The 12,191-nt window shown below is 58.5% G+C and carries 12 protein-coding genes; 7 read left to right on the top strand and 5 right to left on the bottom strand.

Features of this window, described 5'->3' with window-relative positions:
- Positions 1-1,500 carry an MFS transporter gene (locus HMPREF1267_RS00450; protein WP_023028035.1) on the top strand — a complete coding sequence of 500 codons (1,500 nt, stop codon included), beginning with the start codon at positions 1-3 and terminating at the stop codon, positions 1,498-1,500.
- 93 nt (positions 1,501-1,593) lie between these two features.
- Here HMPREF1267_RS00450 and gyrB read toward each other — a convergent pair whose 3' ends face one another.
- From gyrB to dnaA, 5 genes are all read right to left on the bottom strand, one after another.
- Positions 1,594-3,663 (bottom strand): DNA topoisomerase (ATP-hydrolyzing) subunit B, encoded by a 2,070-nt coding sequence (gyrB, locus tag HMPREF1267_RS00445; protein ID WP_023028034.1) that lies wholly within the window; start codon positions 3,661-3,663, stop codon positions 1,594-1,596.
- A gap of 168 nt (positions 3,664-3,831) precedes the next feature.
- Positions 3,832-4,401 carry a DciA family protein gene (locus HMPREF1267_RS00440; RefSeq protein ID WP_023028033.1) on the bottom strand — a complete coding sequence of 190 codons (570 nt, stop codon included), beginning with the start codon at positions 4,399-4,401 and terminating at the stop codon, positions 3,832-3,834.
- The gene (gene recF, locus HMPREF1267_RS00435) at positions 4,398-5,588 is read right to left on the bottom strand and encodes a DNA replication/repair protein RecF (protein WP_023028032.1); all 1,191 of its coding nucleotides are present in this window, start codon (positions 5,586-5,588) and stop codon (positions 4,398-4,400) included. The genes HMPREF1267_RS00440 and recF overlap by 4 nt, the downstream gene beginning before the upstream one ends.
- A complete protein-coding gene (gene dnaN, locus HMPREF1267_RS00430; RefSeq protein WP_023016404.1) occupies positions 5,588-6,769 on the bottom strand; it encodes a DNA polymerase III subunit beta in 1,182 nt (393 codons plus the stop codon). The genes recF and dnaN overlap by 1 nt, the downstream gene beginning before the upstream one ends.
- Positions 6,770-7,387: 618 nt before the next feature.
- Positions 7,388-9,088: a chromosomal replication initiator protein DnaA gene (gene dnaA / locus HMPREF1267_RS00425; protein ID WP_023028031.1), complete on the bottom strand. Its 1,701-nt coding sequence runs from the start codon at positions 9,086-9,088 to the stop codon at positions 7,388-7,390.
- A 380-nt stretch (positions 9,089-9,468) separates the two neighbouring features.
- Here dnaA and HMPREF1267_RS12910 point away from each other — a divergent pair, with 380 nt between their 5' ends.
- The 6 genes from HMPREF1267_RS12910 to rsmG are packed head-to-tail and all read left to right on the top strand — an operon-like array spanning position 9,469 to position 12,187.
- A complete protein-coding gene (locus HMPREF1267_RS12910) occupies positions 9,469-9,759 on the top strand; it encodes a hypothetical protein (RefSeq protein ID WP_156906100.1) in 291 nt (96 codons plus the stop codon).
- Position 9,760: 1 nt separating this feature from the next.
- Positions 9,761-9,904 carry a 50S ribosomal protein L34 gene (gene rpmH, locus HMPREF1267_RS12435; protein WP_005275994.1) on the top strand — a complete coding sequence of 48 codons (144 nt, stop codon included), beginning with the start codon at positions 9,761-9,763 and terminating at the stop codon, positions 9,902-9,904.
- 3 nt (positions 9,905-9,907) lie between these two features.
- The gene (rnpA, locus tag HMPREF1267_RS00420; protein WP_034653281.1) at positions 9,908-10,288 is read left to right on the top strand and encodes a ribonuclease P protein component; all 381 of its coding nucleotides are present in this window, start codon (positions 9,908-9,910) and stop codon (positions 10,286-10,288) included.
- Positions 10,276-10,557 (top strand): membrane protein insertion efficiency factor YidD, encoded by a 282-nt coding sequence (gene yidD, locus HMPREF1267_RS12430; RefSeq protein ID WP_172596733.1) that lies wholly within the window; start codon positions 10,276-10,278, stop codon positions 10,555-10,557. Before rnpA ends, yidD begins: the two co-directional genes overlap by 13 nt.
- Before the next feature lie 13 nt (positions 10,558-10,570).
- The gene (yidC, locus tag HMPREF1267_RS00415) at positions 10,571-11,554 is read left to right on the top strand and encodes a membrane protein insertase YidC (RefSeq protein WP_023028030.1); all 984 of its coding nucleotides are present in this window, start codon (positions 10,571-10,573) and stop codon (positions 11,552-11,554) included.
- A 33-nt stretch (positions 11,555-11,587) separates the two neighbouring features.
- A complete protein-coding gene (gene rsmG / locus HMPREF1267_RS00410) occupies positions 11,588-12,187 on the top strand; it encodes a 16S rRNA (guanine(527)-N(7))-methyltransferase RsmG (protein ID WP_034666949.1) in 600 nt (199 codons plus the stop codon).
- The last annotated feature ends 4 nt before the right edge of the window (positions 12,188-12,191 follow it).

Below are 12,191 nucleotides of genomic sequence, written 5' to 3'. Positions count from 1 at the left end.
GTGGAAGTGACTTATTCCCCGCATCATAAATCGTCGACATCAGAAGCAAACCGCACCGATTACCCCGCCGGCCAAGACCCCGCCCGCTGGCGGGTTCTTATTATTGTGCTGGTCACGGTGTTCATGTCACTAATTAGCGTGTCCATCGTGAACGTGGCGCTGCCGTCGATTCAGTCTGGGCTTGGTGCCACGGATTCAGATGTGCAATGGGTCCTATCTGGTTATGCGCTTACCTTCGGCGTGGTCCTCGTCGCCGCCGGGCGCGCCGGCGATCTCGTGGGACGCGGGGGCATCTTCCTCCTCGGCATCGCCGTCTACACCATCAGCGCCGCCGTCGCGGGTTTCGCGCCGAATGCGCATTCTCTGAATATCGCGCGTTTTGTGCAGGGTGTTGGCGCCGGATTGCTGAACCCTCAGGGAGTGGGAATGATTCAGCAATACTTCCGCGGGGAAGAGCGCGGCCGCGCCTTTGGATACTTTGGCGCCACCGTGGGAATCGCGGTGGCTATCGGCCCGGTACTGGGTGGCTTCCTCATCAAGATCGGCGGCCCTGACCACGGGTGGCGGCTGACCATGCTGGTCAATGCGCCTATCGGCCTGCTGGCCATCATCTTGGGCCTCATGTGGTTCCCACGCCCGCTGTTTTCCCGCGTCCGCGATGCCGCGGGCAATAAGCTGGGCATCTTCAAGGCGCTGGCCACCCTGGATCCCATCGGCGCGCTCATCCTCGGCGCCGCGGTATGGTGCATCCTCTTCCCCTTCATGGACTCCACTGGGTCCCCTGCCGTGTGGTGGCTGCTCCTGGCAGGTGCCGTACTCATTGGCGTGTGGGTGCTGTGGGAGCGCCACCACAAGGCCACCGGACACCCGCCGATGGTGGATCTCAATATCTTTGCTACCTCGAGCTTCCGCAATGGCACCATCATCGCCACGTTGTGGTTTATGGGCATTACCAGCATCTGGGTGCTCGTGGCGTTGTATTTCCAAAATGGCCTGGGCTACTCCGCCCTGGCGGCCGGCTCGGTGGGCATTCCTTCCGCGCTCCTCAACTCCATTACCGCTACCATCGCGGGCCGCAAGATCTCGCGGTACGGGCGCATAGTGGTCATCATCGGCATGCTGACCACAATCTTTGGCCTCATCGCCACGGTGGCATTCGTCTGGGGCACCACGCACTGGGGAATAAGCGAATGGTGGCTCATCCTCTCCTTGGCATTTATCGGGCTTGGCCAGGGTGCCGTGGTCTCCCCTAACCAAACCCTGACCTTGGCGCAGGTCCCAGATAACTACGCCGGTTCCTCCGGCGCGGTCCTGCAAACCGGCCAGCGCATCGGCACCGCCATTGGCTTGGCCGTCATTACCGCCATCGTCTTTGCCATGCTCCAAAGCACCTCCGGAGATTGGCCCGTATCCATCATGACCGGCTTTGGCGTCATCATCGCCGTCTGCCTAGTGTCCTTGAGCTTTGGGTTTGCTGATCAGCGCTCTTCCAGCAGCTAAAGCTCCTCACCTCATTGTTAGAGCCCACCGTGGAATTATTCACGGTGGGCTCTATTGCTCTAGGCACTGCACGCACAGGGCTAGGCCAGCGATTTAGATATCCAGGAAGCGGACATCCTTCGCGCGGCGGGTAATGAAGGAGCGGCGGGCGGCCACGTCATCACCCATGAGGATGGAGAACAACTCATCAGCGCGCTGTGCGTCTTCCAGGTCCACGCGGCGCAACAGGCGCGTGGAGGGATCCAGGGTGGTCTCCCAGAGCTCGGAGGCGTTCATCTCGCCCAAGCCCTTGTAGCGCTGGATGCCGTCATCCTTGTTGATCTTGCGGTTTTGCTCCAGGCCTTCTGCCAACAGCTTATCGCGCTCGTCATCAGAGAAGGCGTAGCCAGGCGTGCCCTTGGACCACTTCAGCTTGTAGAGCGGCGGGTTAGCCAAGTACACGTGGCCATCCTCAACCAACTGCGGCATAAAGCGGAAGAGCAGGGTCAACAGCAGCGTGGCGATGTGCTGGCCGTCCACGTCGGCATCGGCCATCAGCACGATCTTGTCGTACCGCAGCTTCTTGATATCGAATTCCTCGTGGATGCCTGTGCCCAGCGCGGTGATGATGGCCTGGACCTCGGCGTTCTTTAGGACCTTATCCATGCGGGCCTTTTCCACGTTCAGGATCTTGCCGCGCAGGGGCAAGATGGCCTGGAACATGGAGTCACGGCCGGCCTTCGCGGAACCGCCCGCAGAGTCACCCTCCACGATATAAAGCTCCGAACTCCGCGGATCCTTAGAGCGGCAATCCGCAAGCTTGCCGGGCAGTCCGCCCAAGTCGGTGGCGGACTTGCGGCGCACCATCTCGCGCGCCTTGCGCGCTGCCATGCGGGCATGCGCCGAGGAGACGGCCTTATTGATAATGGCCTTTGCCTCTGCCGGGTTGGCATCAAACCAGTCATTGACGTACTCGTTAACCGAGCGCTGCACAAAGCCCTTGATCTCGGAGTTGCCCAGCTTGGTCTTGGTCTGGCCCTCGAACTGCGGGTCGCCCACCTTGACCGAAATGACGGCGGCCAAGCCTTCGCGGCAGTCATCGCCAGAAAGGTTGCCGTCCTTGTCCTTGATGAGCTTGTGCTCCTTGGCATAGCGGTTCATCAAGGAGGTCAAAGCTGCGCGGAAGCCCTCTTCGTGCGTGCCGCCCTCGTGGGTATTGATGGTATTGGCAAAGGTGTGCACGGACTGCTTGTAGCCCTGGTTCCACTGCAAGGCCACCTCGACCTCGTGGTCCTCGCCTTTAGCCTCGAAGGACACGATGGTGGGGTGAATGGCGCTCTTGGACTTATTGAGGAATTTTACGTAGTCCGTCAGGCCCTCCGGGTAGTGGAAGGTGATCTTCTTGCGGCGCTTCTTATCGGCCTTGGTGACGTTCTTGGAGTCGGCTTCCTCGTTAAAGGTATCGCCGGCATCGGGCACATCATCAAAGGATGTCTCGTCCGCGCTCGCCTCACCGGATTCCGCATCGGCGATTTCCTCGAGCTCGATCTGCTCTTGGGTCACGCGCTCATCAATAAGCTCGATGGTCAAGCCCTTGTTCAGGAAGGCCATCTCCTGCAGGCGGCGCGCAATGGTGTCGTAATCGAACTCGGTGGTTTCAAAGATCTCCGGATCCGCCCAGAAGCGAATCTTGGTACCGGTGCCGCGGGCGTTACCGCCTTCTACAAGGTCATCCGGAATGGCGTTCTGGAAGTTTTGGTACCAGTGCTTGCCCTCACGCTTGATCTCCGCCTCCACGCGGGTGGATAGGGCGTTGACCACGGAAATGCCGACGCCGTGCAAGCCGCCGGAAACGGCATAGGAATCGGAGTCGAATTTACCGCCGGCGTGCAGCTGCGTCATGACCACCTGGACGGTCGGGGCACCGGAGGCGTGCATCTCCACCGGGATACCGCGGCCATTATCGATGACCTCGACGCCGCCATCTTCCAAGAGCTTGACGGTAACCTTATCTGCGAAGCCTGCCATGGCCTCATCAACGGAGTTATCGACGATCTCCCAGATAAGGTGGTGCAAACCGCGCGATCCGGTAGAACCGATGTACATACCGGGGCGCTTGCGGACGGCCTCTAGACCTTCCAGGATCGTAATTGATCCAGCATCATATGCGTGTTCTTCAGCCACGGATTCGTGCTCTCCTTTTGGCTATAGCTAATTCTAAGACTTTCACTATTCTACACGCATACCCCCTACTGAATGACACCCCACACCGGCCAGAGGTAGCTATGTGGCGCGCTCTGTGGTTATTTATCTTTTAAAGGGCAGAGCTAACCTGCGCCTATCAGCCACTTATCAGCCGTAGGTATCTTGCGATCCTTGCGGCTTCACCCACTGCCGCCCCTCGTAATTGCGCTGCTGCCGCGGGCCATGGATCCGCAGCTCAGCGATGACATCGGGGCCGAGCCGGTCCGCAATTTTGCGCAGGATTTCCCGCTGCAGGTAGCGCAATTCCGTGGCCCAGGTGGAGTTATCGCAGGAAATGTAGACGATCTTGTCCTTGATTTTTTGCGGCTGCGTATGGGCGGCAATGCGCTCGCCCACCAGGCTTTCCCAATTTCCCATCACCCAGCCGTGCGCTAATTCATGCTCCCAGCCGCGGTGGGAAATCTCCTTTTTAATCTGTGCGCCCAGGCTCGGCACATCAATCTTTCGCCGCGGCCTCCTGCCATCGGCGCCGGTAGGCCTGCCCACCTGGTAGCCGCGATAGTTCTGCTGTTGGGCATCCGCCAAGGAGGGCACCGGTATCTTCGGCACTGGGCGCGTAAGCTTTGGCGGATTCTTCGAGGTAGAGCGCACCAACCGGAAGTATTGGGTGACGGGATCCGTGCGCTGCGTGCCGGTGTCCCCTTCTTCCTCACTCATGCTTCTTCCTCGCTAGCCTCTCCTGCTGTTGCTTCCGTGTGCAGGGTGGAAATGCGCCCCTGGTCCGTATCTTCCACTCCTACCCGGTAACGCACGATGGGCTCCAGGTTATCCGGTAAATCCTCATCCACCGCAGCGGTAATTAGCACCTGTTCTGCCGTGGCGGCCAGGTGAACCAGCTGGGTGCGGCGCTTGGCATCGAGCTCGGCAAAGACATCATCCAAGATGAGGACCGGATCGGATCCCCCATCCTCGCGCAGTAGCTCAAACTCCGCTAGGCGCAGGGCGATGGCATAAGACCAGGTTTCGCCGTGGCTGGCAAAACCCTTGGCCGGCTGATCCCCCAGGTGGAGCACGAGATCATCGCGGTGCGGGCCCACCAAAGAGATCCCGCGCTCGATCTCGCGCTGCCGGGCATTAGCCAGCTCGGTCAGCATGACCGCCTCCAGCACCTCGCGGTCAGAGGTATCAATGGTGGATTTATACTCCACGTGCGCAGGCCGCGACTCCGGCGCGAGGCCGGCATAGGCGGCGGGAATGTGGTCCAAGAGGGCATCGACAAGCGCAAGGCGCGCCGCAATGACCTGTGCACCTAAGCGCGCGAGCTGGGCATCCCATGTATCCAGCGTGGACAGCGCCGAGGCGCCGTCGCTATCGCCGTAGCCGCGCCGCAAGCTTGCCGATGCCGACTTCAACAACGCATTGCGCTGCTTTAATACCTTGTCATAATCCGCCTTAACCCCAGCTAGGCGCGGGGTGCGCGAGGCGATGATGCTATCGAGATACGCGCGGCGCCCCGCGGGCTCACCGCGCACCAAGGCCAAATCCTCAGGAGAAAACAGTACCGTTTTCACCACGCCGAGTAGCTCGCGCGGGCTGCGCAGCCTGGTGCGGTTAATCTGCGCCTGGTTGGCGGCATGGGGTTTTATCAGCAAGTGGGTGGTTAATTCGCGCCCCTGGTTGACGGCAGTAAGGGACACCCGCGCGCTCTGCGCGCCCTGGCGCACCAGCGGCGAATCATGGGAGACGCGGTGGGAAGACAGGTGGGCGGTATAGCCCACGGCTTCCACGATATTGGTCTTGCCAAAGCCATTGCGGCCCACAAACAGAGTAATCCCTGGGCCCAGCTCAAGCTTTAGTTCGGGCCATGAGCGAAAATCCCGAACATCGAGATCCCGTATAAACATTAACCTGGCAGGCGAACCGGCATTAAGAGGTAGGTGAAGTTGGTCTGTGGCGTGGGGAAATTGCCATCCTCATCGGCTTCCGGCAGCTCTTCTGGCTCCGGGATCATGATGGCGGGGCGGGAAGGCTCCGTAAACCCAAAGACCACGCGATCGGTGTTGATGACCGCCAGGCCGTCCTTCAGATAGCCCGGGTTGAAGGCGATGAGGAATTCATCGCGGCCATGGAACGCGCACGGCAGCGTCTCGGTGGCATTACCAGCATCGGCACCGGCGGACAGGGTGACCTGGCCATCGGCAAATTCCATGCGGATCTGCGCATTGCGGTCCGTCAGCAGGGAAACGCGGCGAATGGCCTCTTGCAGCGGCGCTACCTCAACGGAGGCAATATTCGTGTGCGACTTGGGAAGCAGGGGCTGGACGTTTGGGAAATCCGCATCCAGCATGCGCGTAGTGGTTTCTCGGTTATCCGCGTGCAGGCCAAATAGGCCATCGGCGCCGATATTATCGCCGGAACCCACCGCGATCTCGATGGGAATATTCAAATGCGGATCCAGGCTGCGGCCGGTATCTTGCAAGGTCTTTGCCGGGACCAGGAGCTTTGCTTCTACATCCTCAGCGGCCGGCTCCCACTCCAGGGTGCGCATGGCCAAACGGAAGCGGTCCGTTGCCGTCATCTCAATATCCTTGCCGTGGATATCCATGTGCACGCCAGTGAGCATGGGCAAGGTGTCATCCTTGCCGGCTGCGGATGCCACCTGCTGGATGGCCTCTGCGAAGAGCTGCGGTTGGATCGTGCCGGTGACCTCAGGCAGGACTGGCAATTGCGGGTAATCATCGAGCGGGATGAGCGGTAGCTCGAAGCGGGAGGACCCACAAGTAACCAAAGCCTTGGAATCTACCTGGGAGATCTCAACTTCCTTATTGGGCAAGGTAGCCACGATATCGGAAAGCAATTTACCGGCAACGGCGATCTGGCCGGGCTCATCCACCATGCCGGCGATGCGCACCTTGGTAGAAACCTCGTAATCAAAGCCGGTGAACTCTAAGCCGTTGTCATCAGCGGTGATGAGCATCGCGCGCAGCACTGGCTGGGTGACCTTGGAAGGCAGGCTGCGGGCAACCCACGCTACGGCGTTGGCAAGGTCATCTTTGGCAACGCGAAATGACACGGCTTCATCCATGGTGCGAAGAGCTCCTCTTTGGCGGGGTAGGAATGTGTAACTTTCAAAAGCTGGCTTCCAACTTACCGCATCCGGTGAACCTTGTAATTTTGCCTCCGCCCGTCCGAGCCAGCGCCGGGCGCTCGGGACCGGGCACAATTTCACACATCCCCTTTCTACTTACAAGATCAGAGAAATAATTTAGTAGTAGTAATAAGCGCTGTGGGATCTGTGATCAACGGGGTAAATGACAAGTTCAGCGCAGCGATCCGGGGTGTGCCAATTCTTGTGATCTTGCTGTGATCAACCGGCCCGGAGTGTGGATAAATTGGCGGGTCATCGTTTTATCCACAGCCTGCACTAGTTTTCCACGGATCTGCACACAGCTCTGATCACAGGGGCGTCTGTGCTGGATAGGGACTGTGGAATTTAAAACTGTGAGCAAAATCTACAAATTACATCCATGAAATTACACAGGTGTGGATAACTCTGTGGATAGCTGTTTATGCGGTCTTTGCAGGGACATAACCGCTGGTAGGCGGTGGTGGAAGGTGGGGGCATCGGCAAGCGCGGCGCCTGCTTACAAAAATGGCGCCTTCCTGTTATTTAAGGAAGACGCCACCGGGTGGTTCGTTTGATCTAGGCGCGACCGCGATTCTTGATGCGCTGGGTCAGGGACTGAATCTCGTCGTAGGTATTGCGCTTTTCCGTCATCTCTTTGCGGATCTTGCGATCGGCATAGATCACCGTGGTGTGGTCCTTGCCGCCGAATTGCTCGCCAATCTTGGGCAGCGATAGCTCGGTCAATTCGCGGCAGAGGTACATCGCCAGCTGGCGGGCGTGGGCCACCGCGCGCTTCTTGCCAGCACCGCGCAGAGTTTCTACATCAATATCGAAGTATTCCGCGGTGACCTCCATGATGGAGGCCGCGGTAATTTGCCGGTCAGCAGAATCCGGCGCGAGATCGCGCAACGCAATTTCTGCCATTTCCACGTTGATCGGCTCATTGACCAGGGAGGAGTAGGCGGAGACGCGAATGAGAGCGCCCTCGAGCTCGCGGATGGAAGACTCGAAGCGCGAGGCGATGAGCTCCAGGACGGAGCGATCCACCTCAGTGCCATCGGCGGCGGCCTTCTTCATCAAAATGGCGATGCGGGTTTCCAGGTCAGGCGGTTGAATATCTGTAATCAGCCCGCCCTCAAAGCGCGTGCGCAGGCGGTCTTCCAGCGTGGTGAGCTGTTTTGGCGGCCGGTCCGAGGACAAAATGATCTGTTTATTGGCCTGGTGCAGCGCATTGAAGGTGTGGAAGAACTCCTCCTGCGTGGATTCCTTGCCCTCTAAGAACTGGATGTCATCCACCATCAAAATATCGAGGTTGCGGTAGCGCCGCTTGAAGGATTCCTGGCGGTCATCGCGCAAGGAATTAATATAGTCATTCGTAAATTCTTCCGAGGACACGTATTTCACGCGCAACCCTGGGTGTAGCACCTGTGCGTAGTTGCCGGCGGCATGCAAAAGGTGCGTTTTACCCAGTCCAGAACCGCCCCAGATAAATAGCGGGTTATAGGCGCGGGCGGGATTTTCCGCCACCGCTACTGCCGCGCCATTGGCAAAACGATTCGAAGAACCGATGACGAAGCTTTCAAAAGTGTGCTTCGGGTTCAGCGAGGTTTCCCGGTTGGGATCGTGCGCCGGGGCCTCCCGCGGAATGCGCGCGGCATTCGCAGATCCGCCAAATTCTGGTTGCTGGCGGTTATAGTCCTGCTGGCTGGTATAGTGCTCCGCCAATTCATCCAGGCTTGCCGGGGCATGGCTGGACCGCCAATTAGGCGGGGTCTGACCTGCGGTGGAGTTGTTGTTTCCGCGGGCTGCCGACGCATCCGTTTGCTGGGGGCGAGAGACGTAACTTTGCGCGGAGGAAGAATCGGTCTGCGCCGGTGGCATGTGCTGCGCTTGCGGGTTGGGTTGGGAGGAAGGGGTCTGCGTGCTTGCCGATGCCCCTCCCGGTGCCGGCCCCGAATTCGATCCGCTCGCGGGCGGTTGTGGCTCTTGCGGGGTAGCCAGGGTGACGGCGAAGGAACACGGGCGACCGAGGTGGCGGGTAAGGGCCTTGGAGATGTATCCGCCGAGTTCATTTTCTACAACTTCTTTGGCGTTGACATTTTCTGCTGCGACAAGCGTGTAGCCTTCCACCATCATGATCGGGCGAACCAACTGCAGGTAGAGGCGTTGCGTATGCGAAAAGCTCGGGACCTCAGAGTTGGGCTGTTCGGATTGCGCGAGCAGATCATCGACGATCGCGCGCCACACAGCTTCTAGGTTCGCTTGTGGTTCAGTCACAACGGGCTACCTTCAATAATTCTCTCGGGGACGGGTGGACAGTAAATAACAAATTCCACGGTGGATTCCACCGCGGTTTTCACAGTGGTTTTTATCGAGTCACCTCGATCTCCACAGAGTTATCCACAGGTGTGGAAGAAATAGTTATTCACAGCTTAGTGCATGGCTGTGGATAACTTGTGATAGCCTACTTTATGGCGTTGTACTGCGGAAACAGTAAAACTCTCAAGTGGTTATTTAGAGTTATCCACAGCGGTTAGCTTGCTGTGGAATTCGATTCCTTAGTTCTACCGCCGCGAAGGCGGGTGTGTCTAACGGAGGATTTATACTTAAAATGCAAAATGCTATGGAGGGTTGCGGCGCGAAGGATTAGCCGCAGCATGAGCGCGAAAACTGGCCCTCTAGCTGCAGGAAAAAACACTTATGTAATTTCGGGTGTAACCGGGTGTCGATTTGTTCCCAGCGGTTTAAATCACGTAATCTGGCATGGTCTATTGCAACAGAGAGTTGCGTATGAACAGGACGGCGTCACTTCGCATTGGCTGGGCTACCAAGGCTCGCCGAGCATTTGGATAACAGTGACGCGTCAGGTTCATGGAATCCATTCATCAGTGGATGTGCTGCCGTTTTCAGGCGGCAGTATGTCCACGTACAACTTCAAGGAGAATTGACGTGGCAAAGGGTAAGCGCACGTTCCAGCCGAACAACCGTCGCCGTGCACGTAAGCACGGTTTCCGCACTCGCATGAGCACCCGTTCCGGTCGTGCAATTGTGGCCGCTCGCCGCAAGAAGGGCCGCGCAAAGCTGTCCGCATAAGTCATGCTGCCAGCCCACCACAAGCTCACATCACCGCCGCAATTTCGGCGGACGATGAAGGGCAGTCGCCGGCAGGGCACTCGCACCGTCGTCGTGCATGCGCGCGACACCATGAGTGCGAATTCCAATGGCACCATGGGCAATCCGGCCGAGATCGCGGCCACTGGGCCGCGATTCGGCCTCATTGTTTCTAAAGCCGTCGGGAATGCAGTGGTACGCCACCGCACCTCCCGGCGGCTTCGCCATGTGTGCATGACGCTCATCCCCAAGCTCCCAGCGGGCGTGGATGTTGTCATCCGTGCGCTACCTGCCAGCGCGACCGCCACCAGTGAGCAATTAGAAAAAGATATTACTAAGGCGCTGCGCAAGCAATGGGATATTTAAATACCCGTGGGGAAGAAATTCCTGCAGCCTCCGGACTGGCCGCGCCGCTGGTTAAAGCGGTTCGTTTCTACCAAAAACATGTCTCGGGCCTTAAGATGGTATCAACCTGTCGGTTCGAACCGACATGCAGTGCTTACGCCTTAGAGGCGTTGTCCAGACATGGCGCGCTTAAAGGTACGGCGATGGCAATGGCTAGGGTGTGCAAATGTGGGCCCTGGCATCCGGGCGGATTCGATCCAGTCCCGGTACCGGTCACCAACAACAACTGAGGATTAAACACTCGTGCTTAATTTCATTTACTGGCCAATTTCGGCCGTTTTATGGTTCTGGCACTGGCTGCTATCCCTCGTAATGGATCCCGCATGGGGCATTACGTGGATTTTGGCCATCGTGCTGCTGACCTGGACGCTGAAGGCGCTCATGGTCAAGCCCACCGTGAGCCAGATTCGATCTTCGCGCAAGATGCAGGAAATCCAGCCCAAGGTGCAGGAAATCCGCGCGAAGTACGGCAAGGATCAGGCTCGCGCCGCGCAGGAAATGCAGAAGGTCTATAAGGACGCTGGCGTCCGCCCGATGGCCGGCTGCCTTCCGGTCTTGGTGCAGATTCCAATGTTCATTGGTCTTTTCCACGTGCTGCGCTCTTTCGACCGCACGGTGTCTGTAGCCGGCGGCTTTGGACACCCCAGCGGCGAGCCGATGTCCATTGAGGACAATGCCAATACCGCGAACTACATCTTTAAGCCGGAGCTCGTCCAGCAGTTCTTGGACGCCAAGATCTTCGGCGTTCCGCTGGTGACAAACCTGCGCCTGAACTCGCCCTTGGTGGAAGGTGTTACCACCACCACCCAGGCGGCGTTCATCATCGTGCCGATGATTGCCGTGATTGTCGTGCTGATGCACTTCAACGCGCGCATGAGCCTGAACCGCCAGGAAAAGCGCCGCGCCCAGGGCAAGACTTCCGCCCCGCAGGGTCAGAATGCGGAAATGATGCAGCAGCAGATGGCCATGATGTCCAAGATGATGCTGTGGGTCATGCCCGCAATGCTGATCTTCTCCGGCTTCATCTGGCCCATCGGTTTGCTGTTCTACATGCTGTCCAACACCGTGTGGACCTTCTTCCAGACCCGCATCATCTACGGCAAGATGGACCGCGAAGAAGAAGAGGAAGAGGCCGCTAAGATTGAGGCCAAGCGCACTACCGCTCCAAAGCCAGGCGCTCGCAAGAAAGACAACCGCACGAAGAAACAGCGGAAGAACGACAATTAAACAGCTACTGAGGAGATTCTCATAGTGTCCGAGATGGACCCGTCTGCAGTATTTGGCTCTCGCCTGCCGCTCGCGCAGGAATACCACGATTCGCTCGCTACAGACGGGTCCACTCGTGGTTTTATCGGCCCGCGCGAGGTACCGCGGCTGTGGGAGCGCCACATCTTAAACTGCGCAGTTATTGAACAAGTCATTCCGGAAGGCGCCAGGGTTATCGATGTCGGCTCTGGTGCCGGGCTGCCCGGCATCCCGCTTGCCATCGCCCGCCCCGATCTGCACATCACGCTCATTGAGCCGCTTTTGAAGCGCTATAACTACCTCAACGAGGTAACCGAAAACCTGGGATTAGATAACGTCACCGTGCTGCGCGGGCGCGCCGAAGAAGACCCCATTAAGAAGGCAGTGGCCGGCGCAGACGTGGTGACCTCCCGCGCGGTAGCTCCCCTGGGAAAGCTGGCAAAGTGGTCTCTTCCCCTGGTGCGCAAAGGCGGGGAAATGATCGCGCTGAAAGGTTCTTCTGTACACGAAGAGCTGGAGCGCGATGCCGCGGATATTAAGAAGGCCGGCGGCGGAAAGGCCGAGGTCACGACCGTTCACGGAACCACGATTATCCGTGTCCCGCGCGTGAACTAAAGTA

The organism is Corynebacterium sp. KPL1824, assembly GCF_000478095.1.
GTDB lineage: Bacteria > Actinomycetota > Actinomycetes > Mycobacteriales > Mycobacteriaceae > Corynebacterium > Corynebacterium accolens.
The sequence above is the reverse complement of the archived record's forward strand: the minus strand, read 5'-3'. Positions and strand labels throughout refer to the sequence as shown.